The organism is Aquincola tertiaricarbonis (genome assembly GCF_000969605.1).
Lineage (GTDB): Bacteria > Pseudomonadota > Gammaproteobacteria > Burkholderiales > Burkholderiaceae_C > Aquincola > Aquincola tertiaricarbonis.
This window is the reverse complement of sequence record NZ_JZUE01000025.1, coordinates 37652-54587: the sequence shown is the minus strand read 5'-3', so window position 1 is coordinate 54587 and position 16936 is coordinate 37652. Positions and strand designations below refer to the sequence as shown.

Below are 16936 nucleotides of genomic sequence, written 5' to 3'. Positions count from 1 at the left end.
TCACCGACCTGCCGCCAACGTGGGTAGGCCAGCACTGCGCAAGGCGCCGTCCAGCCAGGGCGACACCAACTCGCCACGCGCAATCTCGGCCAGCCGCTGTTGCTCGGCTGCGATCTTCGCGTCCGCCGCGGTCAGCACCTGTGCCACCTGGGCGCGCGGTACCACCACGACGCCATCGACGTCGCCAACGATCAGGTCGCCCGGCTGCACGGCAACGCCGCCGACCGAGATGCAACGCGCCAGCGTGCCCGGCAGCCCCTTGGTCGGCCCGCAGGGGTTGCGGCCGGCCGCGAAGATGGGGAACGGCCCGCTCGCCAGCGTGTCGGTGTCGCGCGAAGCTGCATCCACCACGAACCCGGCCAGGCCGGCGGCATGGGCCTGCGCGACCATCAATTCGCCGAACAGGGCACAGGTGTCGTCGCCCTTGCCGTCCACGACGATCACGTCGCCCGGGCGCGCCACGGCCAGTGCCACATGGAACATCAGGTTGTCGCCCGGCCGCACCTCGACGGTGAAGGCAGGTCCGGCGACCTTCATCGCCGGATGGAGCGGCTGGATGCGTGAGTTCAGCGTCCCGCGGCGGCCACCCACGTCGCACAGGATCGCGCTCTGGTAGCCCCGGGCACGCTCCACCAGCTCGGCGGGCACGCGTTCGAATTCAGCGGCTTGGGCGTAGAACAGTTGGGTCATGGGCGTTCTCACTTGGGCATCTTGTCCGCCAGCGCACGCAGCGCCTTGCGGTTCTGGTTCAACGACTCGTTCCATTGCGCACCCGGCAGGTAGGCCAACACGGGCGCATCGCCTGCGGCACCCGCCACGAACTCCGGATCGCGCACGGCCTCGGCGATGGCTGCCTCGAGCTTCTGCACGATCGCGTCCGGCACACCCTTCGGCGCCGCGAAGCCGCGCTCCGACGACATCACCACCGGAATGCCGCTCTCCTGAGCGGTGGGCACGTTGGGCAACGCTGCCGACCGCTTGGCCGAGAACTGGACCAGTACCTTCAGCGGCGCCGTCTTGCCGCCGTGCAGTTCGGGCACCTCGCCGGCGCTGATCGCCGCCACGTCGAGGTGTCCGCCCATCAGGTCGGTCTTCTGGGCGGAGGTGCCCTTGAACGGGATGAAGTTGGCTTCCGCCTTGGTCGCGTCGGTGAGCAGTTGCAGAGCCAGGTCGCCGTTGGTGCCGGTGCCGTTGTGCCCGACGGAGACCGACCCAGGCTTGGCCCGCAGTGCCGCCACGGTGGCTGGCAGGCTTGACAGCGGGCTGTCGGCACGCGTCACCAGCACCGTCGGGTCGTCGACGATGCGCGCCAGCAACCGCATGTCCTCGGGCGCGTACTGCGCCTTCTTGGTCATCGGCAGGAAGAGGAAGCCTGGCACATTGACGATGCCGATGGTGTAGCCATCGGGCTGTGCTCGGGCCAGGTAGGCGTTGGCGATCTCGCCTGCCGCGCCGGGTTTGTTGACCACGATGAACTGCGACTTGCCGCCCAGGCGTTTCTGCACGAACGGCGCCAGCTTGCGCGCCAACAGGTCGGTGCCACCGCCTGCAGCAAAGCCCACGACGATTTCGATGGGCTTGTCGTCCGGCCACGAGGCTAAGGCTGGCTGCGTCAGCAGCGCGATCAGGGCGGCACCGGCCAGGGTGCGCAAGCGCTTTTTCATACATGTCTCCAGCGTTGTAGGGGTGTGACCAGATGGTCGGCCACGGCGAACTGCCCTACAAGCGATTTATTCGACCGAGGAGTCAGTCGTTTTTCGACTCTCTGACGAAGCCGGCCGGCAGGTCGAAGTCGGCTTTCTCCGTCACGCATCCGAGCAGCGTGCTTACCATGGCGCGATGGTCGTCCTGCCGATGGACGAAGCAGTAGCGCAAGCCGGGGAGGGCCGGCTCGCTGCGGAACGTGGTCAGGGCTCCCTGGTGGATCCAGGGCGTGACGAAGGTCTTCGGCAGGAAGCTGAGCCCCACGTCAGCCACCGTGAGGCCGACGATGGCCATCAGGCTGTTGCTCGCGACGATGCGCTGCATGCGTAGGCCCCGGTCGGCGGCCCAGACGTCGAAGGCCCGAGTCAGCCCGGACCCCTCGGTCATCGTGATGACGGGGTGGCGCGACAGCTCGTCCACCGTCAGCGGCCTGCGCCCCCGGATGCGGCCGGGCGCCGCGGCCCAGGTGAACTGCACCTCGCCCACCACGTGCGCGACGATGTGGGGGTCGTCGGGCGGGCCCGGCACGATGGCGAAGTCGAGCTCACCACGCGCCACCTGCCGCTCCAGGCGCCGGCCTAGGTCGACTTGCGGCTGCAGGAGCAGCTGGGGATGCTGCTCACGCACACGCGCCACCAGGCGGGGCAGCCAGGTCAGGGCGCCCAGCTCGCTGATGCCGAAACGGCAACTGCCCGCCAGCTCCGACGGACCCTGCAGCAGCGCCTTCACGCCCTCCTTCAACTCGAGCATACGTGCAGCGGTGGGCAGCAGGCGGTGACCCGCCTCGGTCACCTGCGCGCGCTTGCTGGAGCGGTCGAAGAGCTCGATGTCCAGCAGCGCTTCCAGCTCCGCGATGCGCTTGGACAAGGACGACTGCGTGACATGGGCGCGCTGCGCGGCAAGCGCGAAGCTGCCTAGGGTCGCGGCCAAGTAGAACGCTTCCAGTTGTTTGAGCGTCATGGATGAGGCTTAGCGCGGAACGTCCGCGTGCGGGCTGCGCCTGGGAGTCATGCAACAGTTCACTGACGATCAGTATGGCCGACGGGCATGCACCAGTCTGGTAGAAGCATGTGCTTTCCACACTGTGCCTGTCCGGGAGAGCGCCTGGAGGTGGACATTGGACGTCAGCGGACGCTGCCCGTTGTATGTAGTTCGGCCGTGGACATCGCGCCGATGCGCATGGCATCGCTTGCCCGAGCGCAAGCTTTCCAGGAACCGCCGTACTGCGCTCTCCTCAGTGGGCCAGCCTGATGTCCGCAAGCAGACGGTCGCGCACCAGTTCGCTGCATGGCGGGCGTGCGCTGCTTGAATTCGGACGCCCGCTGCGGGTCGAGACGGTGCCTTGACCGTCCGCTTTGCGGACGCGGTCATGTTGCGGAGCGGGGGGCAGGACTGCAATCGGCGTGAATGGGTCCGTTCGCCGCAGGCAATCGCCATCCTCCAGTTAGCGACAGTTCGCTTACAGGGTTCCCACGGGCCGGCAGCGCCGCTTGTTCACGGGAGCTCGGGCCCGGGACCATGCTGTTGGCACTGCTTGCCTCGCCGTCGCTGCGTTGACGACTCGGTTCTCGAAGTCCAGGGCGCTGAAAATCTGAACTGGACGCGCGCTGTAGCCTACTTCGGCGGTTTTAGGCAATACGTGATGGCACGATCTGATATCTGACCAGGGCGACAGTCGCGCTAGAGGATCTAGACTCGAACAGCGTGCGGGGCAAGCTGCTCCCGAGTTTCTCGGCCATGGCCGTATTCGTCGCCGAGGCTTGGCGCGCTGGCGAGCAGGGGCGCGGCTTCGCAGTGGTGGCGTCGAGGTTCGCTCGCTTGCTCAACGCTGCGGCCAGGCGGCCGAAGAGATCAAGGCGTCAGTGGATGGGAGCGCGGAGTAGGTCAGCCGCGGCAGCGCACTCGCAACGACGCGGGCCGCCGCATGATCGTAATCGTCGACTCAATCGAGCGGGTAAGCGCCGTGGTCAACCAAATCAGCACGGCCAGCGCAGAGCAGGCCGCCGGAGTGGCGCAGGTCGGCTAGGGAGACGCTGATTTATCCGGGCTGACCGCGATGCGCGGTCGGGACTGAGACGGCAGCATCACGGCATGAGCCAACGCAGCTTTGCTAGCGCCGAGTGCGCCTTGAAGAAGAAGCGCACCCGCCGCGAGCAGTTTCTCGAAGACATGGAGCGCATCGTGCCCTGGGCGCGCCTGGAGGCGGCTATCGCGCCGTCCTACCCGCGCAGCGGCCGCGTCGGCCGCCCGCCCATCGGCGTGCCGAAGATGCTGCGCATGTACTGTCTGCAGCAGTGGTACGGGCTGGCCGACGAGGCGTTGGAAGACGCGCTGTACGACAGCCAGTCCATGCGACTTCGTGGGCATCGACCTGTCGCGTGAGTCGGTGCCCGACGCCACCACCTTGCTGAAGTTCCGGCGCCTGCTGCTGGCCAACGATCTGACCAAGACGCTGTTCGACGAGATTAACGCGCACTTAGCCGAGAAGGGACTGCTCATGCGCGCTGGCACCATCGTGGACGCCACGATCATCGCCGCGCCCAGTGCAACGAAGAATGACAAGGGCGAGCGTGACCCGAGATGCACCAGGCGAAGAAGGGCAACCGGTGGCATTTCGGGATGAAGGCGCACATCGGCGTGGACGCCGAGTCCGGACAGGTGCACACGGTCATCGGCACGGCAGCCAACGTCAACGACGTGACGCAGGCCGGCGCACTGCTGCACGGGCAGGAGACGTCGGCCTTCGGTGACGCAGGCTACCGCGGCGCGGACAAGCGACCCGAAGCCCGGGGGCCGACCTGGTTCATCGCCATGCAGCCGGGCAAGCGCCGGGCGCTGGACCTGACCAAGAAGTGGGCGCGGCTGCTGGACAAGGCCGAGCAGTTGAAGGCCAGCGTACGGGCCAATGTCGAGCACCCGTTCCATGTGGTCAAGAACCTGTTCCGCCACCGCGAGGTCCGCTACAAAAAGCTGGCCAAGAACCAGGGGCAGTTGTTCGCGCTGTTCGGGCTGGCCAATCTGGTGATCGCCAAGCGGTCACTGATGGGCATGCAGGCCCGAGGGGCGTCCTGAGCAGACGGAGTGGCCCGGAAAGGGCCGGAGACAAGGCCGCATGCCGGCCGATCGGCCCCGAATCGGCTCGGGTCAGCCAATGATCGGAGTTCGGCTCCGACTTGGTCGCTCAGGTTGGCCATTGATCAGCGCGTCCCTAGGCGATCGCCGAATCGGACCAGGCCACGCAACAGAACGCTGCTCTGGTAGAGCAAAGTACTGCTGCGACCTCCAACCTGAAGGATCAAGCTCAGCAGCTGGTCGGGGCGGTAGCGGTGTTCCGAGACTAGTGATGGCGCACCGCGATGGCGGCATGACGCCTACGGCCGGCCGCTCACGCGATCCGGCCGTCTGCCTTGGGAGACTGATGACGTCTCACGCTTCCCTCACTGTTGAGCCTGCGGCGCCACTAACGCCTTGGCTTTTACCGCGGCTGCTGCGGTGGCTTGCCGCGACAGCACCAAGGGCGAGGACCGCCAATAACGCGGACGCCGGCTCAGGAACTGCATTGAACTCGATTCGCATCCCCGGCGCGTTCCGCGCTGCACCGATGGGTACGAATGTGTTGTCCAGAGGGATGGCGCCGTCGCTGTAGCCGGTTCGCAGCGCGATGAGTTCCGTCATCACATTTTCGCTGGCTTTCCAGACGGCAGAGATATCGTCTCCAGGCTGCCGGACGTACATCCAGTATGTGCCGGCGCTTGGCAGGAAGATGTTGGTGTCCTTGGAGACAAATTCGCCTTCGGCCATCATCACCGTTCCGTCCAGCCCAGGAACTACGTTGCCGTAAGTGCATGCCGGCATCAGACCTGGGCGAGGGATCGTTGTCGAGCAGACGCCCGTTTCCCAGATGGAGCCTTGCGGCTTGCGCCCAGTTCGTGGCGGCGCAGCAAGACCCGGCAGCGAAGCATCGGCGATGCCCAGGACAAACCCCCGCACGGAGCCATAGGGGTTGAACATAGACCGCGTGTGCGTGATTGCCGCATCGATGTGCGTGATGTATCCCGCAGAGCTGACGGTGAAGCCAGCAGCGACCTCATGCCAATATCCAAAGGACCCAATCCCGTAGCCGAACGGCGTCGCCGAGTCCGTTGGCATCGTGTCCCAGATCGGCGCGGACGTCGCCAGGCTTGCGGCGCAGCTGAGCAAGCTACCCACAACCACGGTGCGGAGGGCGGGCTTCATGCGCGCCTCCCCGACGCCTTGCAATGTCGGGACAGCACCAAGCCACTTAACGCTGCCGCTGCGAGTGCCATGGTGCCTGGTTCGGGGACGGCGTTGAATTCAATCCGCATGCCTGGGGCCCGGAAGGTGCCTTCTGCTTGGAGATAAGTCCGGTCCTGCGGGCGATCAGGGCTGTCGGCAAAGGCGCCGTCACGAAAGGCCAGGAGGGTTGTCATGGCCGCTTCGCTCTCCTTCCAAGTCAACACGGTGTTGTCCATGGGCATCCAGAGGTAAACCCAGTAGGTCCCTGCGCCCGGCAGGTAGACATTCATGTCCGCGCTGAAAAGCTCGCCCAGGCCAAGCCGCGTTACCGGCAGGCCAGTCCCGGCCGAACCGCCGTTGTCACACGCAGAGCCAATGAATTCATTCGGGCGAACGTTTGAGCAGGCCGCCGCTTGCCAGAGGCTCCCGCTCGGCTCGTTGCGCGCCAAGAGGGGGGAGGGCGTTGTCACCAGCGAGTTGTCAGCCAAGCCGACCACAAAGCCGTCCCTGGGTCCCCATGGGTTCAACAGCGACGTTGTCGCCGTGATGCCGGTGTCGATTCGGGTCACGAATCCAGCTGACGGGACAGTGAAACCTGCCGCGACCTCGTGCCACATGAACGAAACCTCGGCGTGATAACCGCCGGCGGTCGTTGGGTTGATCGGCATGGAATCGTAGATAGGCGCTGCCAGCGTCGTACCCAACCAAGCGCCGAGCGCACCAGCAAGTGTGCGCCGCAAAAACTTACGCATCTCCATCCCCCTTATGTTGGAGGTACACGGTACGCGTGTGGGAGGCCGGTTCAACGCAAGGTGAATTTGCACATCCCCCGCATTCATGTGCTTAGCCTGCTGTGGAGAACACGCTGCAGGTCGCCACTCAGCTGCGTCGAGGGGATAGCGCGGAACCGCTTTGGCTGCGCTTGTGAGACGCCTTAGCCCGCTTGCCGCTGGTTGATCGAGGCGTCCCGGTGTAAGCCAGCATGTCGAGCTTAATCAAGTACCGCTCGAACGTGCGCGCGGGGATGGTCCCGCCGAGCACTTGCTCCTAGATCGAACGCAGTTCGGACATGGTGAATTCTTCTGCGGACACGAGATATCGGCGTTCGGGGACGCGGGCTACCACGGCGCGGACAAGCGACCCGAAGCCCGCAAGCCGACCTGGTTCACCGCCATGCAGCCGGGCAAGCGCCGGGCGCTAGATCCGACCAAGATGTGGGCGCGGCTGCTGGAGAAGGCCGAGCGGTGCGGCGCCAGCGTGCGCGCGAAGGTCGAGCACCCGTTCCATGTGGCCAGGAACCTGTTCCGCCACCGAAAGGTCCGCTACAAGGGGCTGGCAAAGGACCAGGGATAGCTGTACTCGCTGTTGAACTGGCCAATCTGGTGATGGCAAAGCCGAGTCCTAGGCGCGCGAAAGACAGTCCCGGGCCGAAAAGGTGCGTTGAGCGTTCGCTTCGCGCACACGGCCGCCGGTTGCCGAGGGGGAGGGTGAAGTTGCAGTCACCTTGCAAGGTGCGTTCGACGCAGGCAAGGTCCGGCCATTCGCGCGCCAGCAGTCCGCTGACAGGATCGCCCCGGACCGCCAGCGCGCCTTGCTCTCTGGGAGGTGTCCGCCAAGCGGACGTTGATGGCACACGTTCGGCCAAATGGGTGAGTCGCTGGGCCGACCTCGGAAGCCCGCTTCAGCCTGGGCGCGGTCGGTCGTGTCGGTCAGGTTCGGCGGCTAAGTGTTGGCAGCCAGCGAAACCTGCCGCTCGTCTATGCAATGCGACGACCGCTGGACTGCTGGGCCGCGGGACGAGCCTTTCCGGCCCTTGTGAGCTGCCGGTTGCAGCTTCCACCAGCCGCCCGCTGGGGCATCTTGCACGGGTGTTTGCGCCTCTGATTCGGCAGCAGCTCTGAACGCCGCCGGCCGACGACTTACGACACGCACAAGATCGCTCAAGCTATTACTTCCGGGAAGCCGGGGGCTTGGACGGTTGCACGACGATCGCAGGCGCTCCCTTGGCCGTGACGCCCAGTTTCTTGGTCAGCGTGTTGCTAGTCGGGTCGAACACCCATTGGCTGAGCCGTCGCTGCTCTTCCTCTTCGACCGGGATCTGGACGGGTTGATTGGCCAGGCGACTCAACATGATGCGGCCGTCGATCGTGGGCGCCTTATTGACCTTGTCTTGCGCTTCCTGCCGCAGTGCATCGGCGCCAGGTGCGCCGATTTCCGAAGCGAACTTTGCGTAGTGCGCAACGCACAGTGCTGCGAGTGATTCGCGGCCTGTCTTCGTGAAGATGTCTTCGGCTTCTCGGTATAACGTGCGAGCCAGATCAAATTGTGCTCGATGAAGCGCGATGAGACCTTCGGTCGCCTTGAAGAAGGGCTCAAGTTCGAGGTTGCCGATCGAACGGGCTCGTTTCATCGTCGCCTCCGCGGCCAGCTCGCTGCCGACAGCAGCTTGTGTGAAGCTCAGATTCGAGATCAAGCCCGGGTCGAACGGGTCAGCGACCAGGCCGCGCTCTACCCACTCAAGCGCTTTGGTGTAATCCCCTTGCAGCGAATACAGGGTCGTCAGGAACTGCAACGGCCGGCTGGAGAAAGGTTCTTCCGCATGCCATCTCAACGCATGCGCTTCGGATGATGCTTCGTCACCAGTCATCCACGACTGCAGCAGTTGGGCTTCGGAGGACTGGGTGACCGCATGCAGTATCGCCGGCTCGTCCAGTTTTAGGCCGATGAGGCGCCCATCGATCATCGCCTGTGCCACGACGTTATCTGTGGGCTGCTCAAGGGCGAGGCGAAGAAGGCTGCGTGCTTCCTTAAAACTGCCCTCCAACATCTCGCGGTTGGCCACGGCACCGGCCAGTTCGGCCAGTTGCCTTAACGGGCGTTTGGAGGTGCGCAGCATCCGGCGGGCTGGGTTAAGCAGCGCGGAATTCCGCTCTGCGACCTGAGCCAACGCAATTTCGCTAGCCATCAACCAGGGATCCTCTTTCGTCGCCGGATGGCGCGTGATCAGCGCATGTGCGCGGTCGGGCTCGCCCTGATGAACGAAAAAGCGAGCAGCAGTGCGTAGGACAATCCGACCGTTGGGCGCGAGGTTGAGCGCGGTGAATAGGTGGCGCTTTGCCGCCTTAAGCTTGCCGGTGGCGAGCTGCAACTGCGCCATGTCCAACAAGGCCAGAACATTGTCGGGTGCGACCAGCAATTCCTTGCGGAGCTTAGACACGCGGGACTGAACATCCAGTTGGCCACGGGGATGCGTGTCATCGGGGTCCAAGAGCTGTTCGCGAACCTCCGAGAATATTGACTTCTGCGTGTCCGAGACCGCGTGACCTTGGCGAACCGCCTCGTCAACTACGGCGGCGACGGCGGGGCGCAATTCCTCGTCCGGCGCGAAGGAGATGACGTCACCGAGGTGGCCTGCAGTTGGATTTGTTCTCCAAGCGTCAATCGTGTCTTCAAACAGATCGCGATCGAACGCCAACTTCCTTGTCGGCTCATCCAGGATCGATTCGATTTCGCTGGTTTCAAGCGTCTGGGCCACTGGTCGCCAGCGAGGAATCAGCCGTCGCTGAGGTAGGGACGATTTCATGGCGATTTGATCTTCTCGTCGATAGCAGCATGGAGACGCAACTGCTTGAACCTTGGCTGGAAACGATCAAGCCCAGGGGCGCCAGTCTGCGCGCGTGCTCGCTTGTCGCCTCGCTTGAGTGGGTCCGGTTCGACCAACTCCTTGATTATGGCGATGACCCCATCGCGCACCCTTTCGTTGATAGTTGGCGCGATAGTTTTAGCCAGAATGCCTGATTGCTTGGAGCGCAGAACTTGGATTAACGAATCGTTGTACCCGCCAGCCCATGTCCCCGGCAACATCGCGGCCGGGATCTCCCTTACAAGAAGCGGCTGCATGGGGACGCCGCAGAAGAGGAAACAGGCTAAGCTGCCCAGCATGTAAGCGTCCGAAGCTTCGCGCGCGTCCGGCCATTGCGGGGGCACGAAGCCGTACCAGCGCTCGGGCGGCTGGTAGTTGCCATCGCCTGGCCAGGGATAAGTATCGTAGGGGCCGGCCATGCCCTTGCGCACGATGCGTCCAAGATCGGCAACTTTGAAGAGGTTCTTAGCCGCATTCGACATGTCGGTCATGGAGATGACGTTTGACGGCTTCACATCCTGGTGCGCGATGCCGCTGCGGTGCAACTGCGCCATCCCGAGCGCGGTGTCCTCGAGCACGTGGAGTATGGCACTGGTTGGCAAAGCCCCTGTGCGCGTAAGCTGCTTGCGGATGTCGCCTTCGCCGATCTCCATGATTAGGCACAGCACCTGATTCAACGGATTGCCTGCTGGATCTTGGTTTATGTACTCCCAAGAGATGAGCTGAATAAGTCGAGAAAGGCGTCTGCAATGTTCCAACGCTCGGCGTTCGAACTCCGACTCAGCTGTCAACTTGAACATCTCTGCGAACGGATCGGACGCTCCGAACGCTCTAGCCAAGTCCATAGCCTTGACGAACGCATGTTCGGTCTTGCCGCCGACAGTCCGCTGCGCCTTATAGCCAGTACCGAAGTTTGACCCAGAGCTGCCAGGCGCTCGTTTCAGCCGCTCGACCAGCACCCAGCCGCTGGGGAGCGCAATTCCTTCAAGTAGCTGTGCGGGCGTGGGCGGTCGTGGCCCGATCGGCAAAGTCGCCATAGTTCTCCCTCATCCAATTTGTCTACAAGGGTTCTGCGATGCCCCAGCATGCACTTCAAGGCAATCTACCGCCATTATGCTCGGTCGTTGGGCTCCGCCTGCACGGTAACGAAGGGCGGCAATGCGATCGATAGCGTGAGATCAGAGCAAGAGCGCGGCGGATTGCAATCGCCGCAGGGCGGACGCGCAGAGCCTGAAGCCGAGTGCCTGTTTTGGGTCGCAACGGTGCGTTGACCGTCCGCTTCGCGGACACGGCCGTTGGTCGTCGGGGAGGAGGGCGGACTTGCAGTCACCTTGGAAGGGTGCCTTCGACGCAGGCGATGTCCGGCCATCGTGCGCCGACAGTCCGCTGCCAGGATTGCCGCGGTCCGGCAGCGCCGCCTTGCTCTCTTGGACGTGTCCGCGAAGCGGACGTTGATGGTGCGCTTTCGGCCAGGAGCAGCCGGTGACCAACGGCGGCTTTCAAGAAGCGAATCCAATGGCCTCTCTAATATCAGTATGTTCACCTACGACTGCAACCGCTGCCGTGAAGTCATGACGAGAAGTTTCAATCGCCCCCGCAATGTCCGACGATTGGGCCGCGACCAGCCAGGACTGGCCAGGACGGGATGTGCGCGACAGTTAGGTCGTGGCTGCGCGCTCATTCAGACCATCTCGCCGCTTCCACTGCGGCTCGTTCAGCCTTGATTCGCTGCTCCAATCCCCGGGTCAACGCTCGTTCGTTGCCACCACGCCCACTTGGCGCGCAGCGTCGCCCCGGCCGTGCTGCGGCGCTGCGGCCCGCGGAAGGTATTTCGATGACGGCAGGCGCGCGCCAGGCCAGGTTCAGATGGCTTCAGTCCTGCCACGTCTCAAGCGCCCGGCCCCGGTCTGTGGCTGCTGGTCCAGCTCAAGGTGGGTCAGGATCTCCTCGATCACAGGCCGCTCGAGGATGGCCGCGATGATCTTCAGCCCGCCGCTGCCGCAGTTCGGGCAGTGCTGCATGTTGATGTCAAAGATCCGCTTGAGCAGCGGCGCCCAGCGGATGCGGTGAGGCTGGGCCCGGGCGGTCTCGACCTCGCACCTGGCGGCCAAGGCAGCTTCAGCCGCGGGCTGCTCCGGCACGGGCGGCAGATTGGGCACCACGGACGATCGGAGCTTGGCGTTCGACGTCAGCACCCCATGAAACCGGATCAAGTGCAGCTTGAGCCTCGGCACCTGGTCTCCGGCTCGGTTCTTCCTTGCAGAACAGTTGCTGGGCGTCGTCGACCAGGTCGTCGAAACGGGTACCGGCGACCTGGTGCTCAATCAGGAGATGCGCGGGGTGTCGCCTCGCCTGCGCGGCATCTGGTCGGCACTGCGCATTCGCTCGCGCATGTCCGAGGTGTCGCTCAAAGGCCTGGACAACATGGTGGACTGGGCCCAGTCGGCGCTTCATCTGGCCGCCCGCGACCTGCGCCTCATGGAGCGGCTCGCCCGTGCGCAGCCGAAGAAGGTCGACGGCGGGGACGACGGCGCCATTGCCGAGATCAAGCGCATGGAGCTTGAGGAAGCGCTGCAGGCCGACGCGCTGCGTTGCGGGATGGTAGCAAACGGGTCGGCGCCGATGAAGCTCCAGGCGGCGGCCTAATTCTCCCTGTTAGATTCACAGGCCGGCGCCACTGCAAGGAGCGCCAACCTTCTCACTGCCGCTCGCGACGGGCTCAATCGGAGACGACGCTCACTCCGGGGCCACCGTGCTTCATAACGTACTCCGGGCGCCCCCAGGTGTCGGCAATCCCCTGATAATCGATGTGCGCTTTGATCGTCGCCACCACCGAGTCTGCGTTCGAGGACATTGTCTTCACAAGCTTGTGGACATACGCGTAGTCTGAAAGGCGCTGGTCGCTGAGCAGTTTCTCGAGCCGCCCGGATGCCTGCGCGATGTTGCCCAGGGCCTCGGTGTGACTGAGCGCCCGGATGGGCCCGAGCGCGAAGACCACAGCACCCAGCGCTTGAATCCATTGCCTGACGGGCGAGTGCTTTTCATCCGCAGGCTCTGCGCCCAAGTGCGCCAGCATCAGCGGCGTGATAGCGTTGAGCTTCGCGAGGAGATCAGACTCGATCCAGTCAGCGACTTCGCCGAACATTGGCCCGAGGTGCTTATCGGCCCTCAGACCGACGGCCTGACGGTCCTCTTTGCTCAGCCGCGGGTCGTTGATGCCCTTCATGTCCGCAATTCCCCTGGCGGCTGCAATCTGGCCGATGTGCGTATTGGCGGTCGCCAGCCACGCGTTCATGGCGCCGGAGACGCGGGGCACTGCGGTCATGAGATGCATCCGGGTTGCGCTTCGCTCTCGGATGAACTCCCGTGTCTGCATGTGCTCAGGATCCTGTAGCCGCAGTGATTCCTCCTGCAACTCGTTGGCGGCCTGCTGTGCGGCGTTGGCCGCTTGCGCAATACGAATCGCAACCCAGGAACCGGCGAAGGCGACGGCTGTGCCGAATACGAGCGCCACATAGTTTGCAAGCGTCTGGCCATCGAGGGCGACATCCTTCAGCGGCGCGCTCAAGTCCTTAATCGAGAGAACAACGAAGACACCGGCGATCGCCGCGCATGCCAGCAACAACATCGACACGAGCCTGATGAATTGGGTCTCGTAGCTGCGCTGTCTCATTTGAATCGCTCCCCATTTCGTGCTGACGAGAGTTTACGGCCCCGCCGGCTAACGCCGGATCGACGGACGCGAGCCTGAAGCGCAGTGCAGCGCTGGATGCAGGCTATCCATCGCGCCTCGCGGAGCGGTTTCCTGGAGCAGACCCGGTCCTGCCTGCTCTTGTCTTATGACGCTCGAGGTCACATTCGAAATGTAGCGATGGGGCGGTGCGCGGTCCGCGCCGAGCACCCGAATTTTGAGTCCAGAGCGCCCTGAGGATTGCCGACCGATTCGTGCCCTCCGCCGAGGGACCACCTTCAAGTGTGTTGCTATGGTCGGCCCGGCGGCTTCAGGGCGACAGAATCGAGGCAATGGATGTCGCTGCTGGGTCGAAAGGGTGCGTTGAACGGCCGCTTCGCGGACGTGGCTGTGGCTCAGGAGTGGAGGGGGCGGGGCAAGCCGTTGTCCGGCGCGCCAAGGCAACGGCTTCTTCTGTCTCTCGCTTGACCGGCTTACGTCGGCGCTCCGCCAACACGTTCGGCCGGCTGGTGCCCGATGTCCTGACGACTGCAGCGTTCTCCGGCGCCCCGAGATCGCGGAAGTCGCGATTCGGCCGCTGTAAAGCCTTCGCCCATTCCCACAACCGCCTAGGAAGGCAGTCGCCCCGTCTGCCCGCAAGCTGGAGGAGGGTCATACGGCTGGATGAGAGCGTTCTAGCCCGACCGACGAGCGATGCTTTCAGGCGATCTGCCCTGACCTGTCAGGTCCATATGGTTTAGCGCCATGCCGGCCTTGCGGACCGGGTGCAACTCGACCGCGTCCATCGTCCGACGGCCTGCTTACCCGCGTTACTTGGCCACGCCCAGCGGGCACCGCCGCGTGTCGATTGCACTCATTGCATGCATCGAATGTTCACCTGGTGAACGCAAGCTCGGGTTTGCCCCGTATTGTAGCGACGATGCCGCCGCCGATCATCTGCCCAACCACCGATTGCATGCAATGAACGCCCGCTCCTCATCTTCAACCTTGCAGGCGCATCACCTGGGCGCCGCTACGCGCTTGGCCGCCGTGACGACGCGACTGCGGGATGCCATCCTCAGCGGTGTGTACCGGCCCGGCCAGCGACTGACCGAGGTGGCGCTTTCCGAGGAGATGAACACCTCCCGCACCCCCGTCACTGCAGCGCTCAAGGCGCTGGTTGAACAGGGACTGGTGCTGTACGCCACCAACCGCGGGTACTGGGTGCGAGAGTTTTCGCTGGAGGAGGTGCTGGAGGCGTACGAGGTACGCGGTTGCCTCGAGGGGCTGGCGTGCCGCCGCGCCGCCGAGCGCGGGCTGCCGGCCCACCTGGCCGAGCTGCTGCGACACTGCCTTGAGATCGGCGAACGGGTGACGGCCGGCGCTCGCTTGGCCGCCACAGACCATGCGGTCTACCAACGGATGAACGTCGAATTCCACAACGCCATCTTGGAAGCCAGCGGCAACCGGCGCCTAAACGGCTTTGTGCAACGCGCTAACGAGATGCCGATCGCGTCGGATCGCATGGTGCTGTGGGGTGACCGCGAGATCGTGCGACGGTCACACGACGCGCATGTTCGTGTGCTCGACGCCATTCAGCGCGGCCAGGGCACCCGTGCCGAGATGCTGATGCGCGAACACATCCACGAAGCGGCGCAGGTGATCGAACAGCACTGGCACGCCATTCTCGCCCGTGCACACGCAGCACCTTCCTTGGCGGCCGTGCGGTCTGGACCCGATTGAGGCCGGCGAGGCCGCGCAGCCTGGCTGGCGGCGTCTTACTTGTTTACTTGCCCGTTCTCAGCGCGGCAGTCGCGCCGATGCGGCCTGCCCGTGTCCCAACCTCACTGACGTCATCGCTTCATGCAGCAGTCCTCCTCATTCAAGGGCCGCGTCGCCCTGGTCACCGGCGGTGCCAGCGGCATCGGCCTGGCTTGTGCGCAGCGCCTGCGCGCCGCGGGCGCCAAGGTGGTGATCGCCGACCTCGATGCGGCCGGGGCCGCGGAAGCGGCCACGCGCATCGACGCCATGGGCGTGGGTTTGGATGTGGTCGACCGCGGCGCGGTGGCGGACTTGCGCAGGCAACTGGAAGCGCACGGCGTGCTGGTGGACTGCCTTGTCAATTGCGCTGGCATTGTGCAGGACCCGTTGGCGCCCGACGCTCTGCCGCATGGCGTTTGGCGGCGGGTGTTGGCAGTGGACCTTGAAGGCACCTACGCCTGCTGCGCCGAGTTCGGCAGCGCGATGGCACGCCGCGGCGGCGGCGCCATCGTCAACATCGCCTCGGTGGCGGGCATGCGCTCGATGCCGCTGCATGCTTATTCGCCGGCCAAGGCAGGTGTCATCAGCCTGGGCGAAAGCCTGGCCGCCGAATGGGGCCGCAGCGGCGTGCGGGTCAACACCGTCTCGCCCGGCTACACCGTCACGGCCGCGCTGCAGGGCCAGATCGACAAGGGCCTGCGCGACCCCGAGAAGCTTAAGGCCAACAGCGCACTGGGCGTGCTGATACGGCCCGAGCACATCGCCGCGGCCATTGTGTTCCTGTTGTCCGACGACGCGCAGATGGTCACCGGCGTCAACCTGCCGGTGGACGCCGGCTGGCTGGTGGCCGGCTCGTGGAGCACTTTCGGCGGCGTGCGGCCTGCAATCACTGACCTCGACACCACACCACCGGAGACAACGGCATGAAGTACCCGTTCTTGCATATTCTGGCCGCGATGGCGCTGGCGGCGGCCCCCACCCTGTCGGCCGCTGCTGACGGCTATCCCGCATCGCCGGTGCGCTGGGTGGTGCCTTACGCCGCGGGCGGCGGCACCGACGTCATTGCCCGCACATTGGCCGCGCCGGTCTCGCAGGCGCTGGGCCAGACCGTCGTGGTGGACAACAAGCCGGGTGCCAACACCATGCTTGGCGCGCAGGAGGTGGCGCGTGCCAAGCCCGACGGCCTGACTGTGGGCTCTGCCGACAATGCCACCCTGGCGCTCAACCAGCACTTGTACACCAGGCTGCCTTACAACCCCGAACGCGACTTTGAGTACGTCGGCGGCTTCGCGCGTTTTCCTTATGCGTTGCTGGTGCATCCGTCGGTGCCAGCCCGGTCGTTGAAGGAGCTGCTGGAGCTGGCCCGCAAAGAGCCGGGCCGCCTCAGCTACGGCACGCCCGGCACCGGTGGCCCCAACCATGTGGCGATGGAGCAGCTGCAGCAGCGCACGGGCGTCAAGTTCACACATGTGCCGTACCGCGGCGCCGCCCCGGGCCTGCAGGATCTGATGGGCGGTCAGATCCAGTTCATGCTGGTGGACACCGCTTCGTCGCAGGCCTTCGTCAAGAGCGGCAAGCTGCGGGCGCTGGCCGTGTCATACCCGCGGCGGCTTGCCGCGTTTCCGGACGTACCCACCTTCGACGAGGCCGGCGTACCCGATTTCGTGGCCTTCTCGTGGCAGGGGCTGATCGCTCCGGCCGGCACGCCCAAGGCCATCGTCACGCGGCTCAACAAGGAGCTGGTGCAGGCGCTGTCGAGCGAGCCGGTGCAGCGCCGGCTGGCGGAGTTGGGCGTGGAGCCCGCGCCCTCCACGCCGGAGGAGTTCGCCGCCCTCGTCAAGCAGCAGGCCGGCGTGTGGGGCAAGGTGATTCAGGAAGCGCAAATCAAGCTGGAGCCCTGA

At 64.8% G+C, this 16936-nt stretch carries 13 protein-coding genes and 4 pseudogenes; 8 read left to right on the top strand and 9 right to left on the bottom strand.

Annotated features, from left to right (window positions below; all coding sequences use genetic code 11):
- The 3 genes from VO99_RS22730 to VO99_RS22720 all read right to left on the bottom strand — a co-directional run bounded on the left by VO99_RS22730 (window position 1) and on the right by VO99_RS22720 (window position 2664).
- Complete coding sequence (locus VO99_RS22730; RefSeq protein ID WP_046115226.1) at window positions 1-690, bottom strand: RraA family protein; 690 nt, start codon at window positions 688-690, stop codon at window positions 1-3.
- Window positions 691-698: 8 nt separating this feature from the next.
- Window positions 699-1652: a tripartite tricarboxylate transporter substrate binding protein gene (locus VO99_RS22725; RefSeq protein ID WP_046115225.1), complete on the bottom strand. Its 954-nt coding sequence runs from the start codon at window positions 1650-1652 to the stop codon at window positions 699-701.
- 94 nt (window positions 1653-1746) lie between these two features.
- Window positions 1747-2664, bottom strand: a complete 918-nt coding sequence (locus VO99_RS22720; RefSeq protein ID WP_046115224.1) for a LysR family transcriptional regulator — start codon at window positions 2662-2664, stop codon at window positions 1747-1749.
- Between the two features lie 795 nt (window positions 2665-3459).
- On the opposite strand from VO99_RS22720, the pseudogene VO99_RS31480 reads away from it, so the two are divergent.
- From VO99_RS31480 to VO99_RS31475, 3 pseudogenes are all read left to right on the top strand, one after another.
- Window positions 3460-3727 (top strand): annotated as a pseudogene (locus VO99_RS31480) (methyl-accepting chemotaxis protein); the annotation flags it as partial.
- A 68-nt stretch (window positions 3728-3795) separates the two neighbouring features.
- Window positions 3796-4776: pseudogene (locus VO99_RS22715) on the top strand (IS5 family transposase).
- Window positions 4777-4916: 140 nt separating this feature from the next.
- Window positions 4917-5045, top strand: a pseudogene (locus VO99_RS31475) (methyl-accepting chemotaxis protein); the annotation flags it as partial.
- Between the two features lie 85 nt (window positions 5046-5130).
- Here the strand turns inward: VO99_RS31475 and VO99_RS30485 are convergent.
- Both VO99_RS30485 and VO99_RS30480 read right to left on the bottom strand, forming a co-directional pair.
- The gene (locus VO99_RS30485) at window positions 5131-5940 is read right to left on the bottom strand and encodes a PEP-CTERM sorting domain-containing protein (RefSeq protein ID WP_157039719.1); all 810 of its coding nucleotides are present in this window, start codon (window positions 5938-5940) and stop codon (window positions 5131-5133) included.
- On the bottom strand, window positions 5937-6719 hold the full coding sequence (locus VO99_RS30480; protein ID WP_198157032.1) for a PEP-CTERM sorting domain-containing protein: 783 nt from the start codon (window positions 6717-6719) through the stop codon (window positions 5937-5939). Before VO99_RS30480 ends, VO99_RS30485 begins: the two co-directional genes overlap by 4 nt.
- A 328-nt stretch (window positions 6720-7047) precedes the next feature.
- Between VO99_RS30480 and VO99_RS30475 the strand changes: the two are divergent.
- Window positions 7048-7305: pseudogene (locus tag VO99_RS30475) on the top strand (transposase); the annotation flags it as partial.
- A 604-nt stretch (window positions 7306-7909) separates the two neighbouring features.
- Here the strand turns inward: VO99_RS30475 and VO99_RS22710 are convergent.
- The 3 genes from VO99_RS22710 to VO99_RS22700 form a co-directional block, all read right to left on the bottom strand.
- Window positions 7910-9544 (bottom strand): tetratricopeptide repeat protein, encoded by a 1635-nt coding sequence (locus VO99_RS22710; RefSeq protein WP_157039716.1) that lies wholly within the window; start codon window positions 9542-9544, stop codon window positions 7910-7912.
- Window positions 9541-10641, bottom strand: a complete 1101-nt coding sequence (locus VO99_RS22705) for a protein kinase domain-containing protein (RefSeq protein ID WP_083440842.1) — start codon at window positions 10639-10641, stop codon at window positions 9541-9543. Before VO99_RS22705 ends, VO99_RS22710 begins: the two co-directional genes overlap by 4 nt.
- 825 nt (window positions 10642-11466) lie before the next feature.
- Window positions 11467-11838, bottom strand: a complete 372-nt coding sequence (locus tag VO99_RS22700) for a hypothetical protein (protein WP_046115221.1) — start codon at window positions 11836-11838, stop codon at window positions 11467-11469.
- Here VO99_RS22700 and VO99_RS22695 point away from each other — a divergent pair.
- Window positions 11825-12250: a Clp protease/crotonase-like domain-containing protein gene (locus tag VO99_RS22695; protein WP_157039714.1), complete on the top strand. Its 426-nt coding sequence runs from the start codon at window positions 11825-11827 to the stop codon at window positions 12248-12250. The two genes, VO99_RS22700 and VO99_RS22695, sit on opposite strands and share 14 nt — an antisense overlap.
- A 73-nt stretch (window positions 12251-12323) precedes the next feature.
- Here VO99_RS22695 and VO99_RS22690 read toward each other — a convergent pair whose 3' ends face one another.
- Window positions 12324-13277 carry a hypothetical protein gene (locus tag VO99_RS22690; protein ID WP_046115219.1) on the bottom strand — a complete coding sequence of 318 codons (954 nt, stop codon included), beginning with the start codon at window positions 13275-13277 and terminating at the stop codon, window positions 12324-12326.
- A gap of 978 nt (window positions 13278-14255) precedes the next feature.
- On the opposite strand from VO99_RS22690, the gene VO99_RS22685 reads away from it, so the two are divergent.
- From VO99_RS22685 to VO99_RS22675, 3 genes are all read left to right on the top strand, one after another.
- Window positions 14256-15017, top strand: coding sequence for a GntR family transcriptional regulator (locus tag VO99_RS22685; protein WP_198157031.1), 762 nt, complete (start codon window positions 14256-14258; stop codon window positions 15015-15017).
- A gap of 120 nt (window positions 15018-15137) precedes the next feature.
- Window positions 15138-15962, top strand: coding sequence for an SDR family NAD(P)-dependent oxidoreductase (locus VO99_RS22680; RefSeq protein ID WP_046115218.1), 825 nt, complete (start codon window positions 15138-15140; stop codon window positions 15960-15962).
- The gene (locus VO99_RS22675; RefSeq protein ID WP_046115217.1) at window positions 15959-16936 is read left to right on the top strand and encodes a Bug family tripartite tricarboxylate transporter substrate binding protein; all 978 of its coding nucleotides are present in this window, start codon (window positions 15959-15961) and stop codon (window positions 16934-16936) included. The genes VO99_RS22680 and VO99_RS22675 overlap by 4 nt, the downstream gene beginning before the upstream one ends.

What these genes read in the sequence shown, in the direction of transcription:
- VO99_RS22730 (WP_046115226.1), bottom strand. Translation starts at nt 690, where the DNA reads ATGACCCAACTGTTCTACGCCCAAGCCGCTGAATTCGAACGCGTGCCC.
- VO99_RS22720 (WP_046115224.1), bottom strand. Translation starts at nt 2,664, where the DNA reads ATGACGCTCAAACAACTGGAAGCGTTCTACTTGGCCGCGACCCTAGGC.
- VO99_RS30485 (WP_157039719.1), bottom strand. Translation starts at nt 5,940, where the DNA reads ATGAAGCCCGCCCTCCGCACCGTGGTTGTGGGTAGCTTGCTCAGCTGC.
- VO99_RS30480 (WP_198157032.1), bottom strand. Translation starts at nt 6,719, where the DNA reads ATGGAGATGCGTAAGTTTTTGCGGCGCACACTTGCTGGTGCGCTCGGC.
- VO99_RS22710 (WP_157039716.1), bottom strand. Translation starts at nt 9,544, where the DNA reads ATGAAATCGTCCCTACCTCAGCGACGGCTGATTCCTCGCTGGCGACCA.
- VO99_RS22705 (WP_083440842.1), bottom strand. Translation starts at nt 10,641, where the DNA reads ATGGCGACTTTGCCGATCGGGCCACGACCGCCCACGCCCGCACAGCTA.
- VO99_RS22690 (WP_046115219.1), bottom strand. Translation starts at nt 13,277, where the DNA reads ATGAGACAGCGCAGCTACGAGACCCAATTCATCAGGCTCGTGTCGATG.
- VO99_RS22685 (WP_198157031.1), top strand. Translation starts at nt 14,256, where the DNA reads ATGAACGCCCGCTCCTCATCTTCAACCTTGCAGGCGCATCACCTGGGC.
- VO99_RS22680 (WP_046115218.1), top strand. Translation starts at nt 15,138, where the DNA reads ATGCAGCAGTCCTCCTCATTCAAGGGCCGCGTCGCCCTGGTCACCGGC.
- VO99_RS22675 (WP_046115217.1), top strand. Translation starts at nt 15,959, where the DNA reads ATGAAGTACCCGTTCTTGCATATTCTGGCCGCGATGGCGCTGGCGGCG.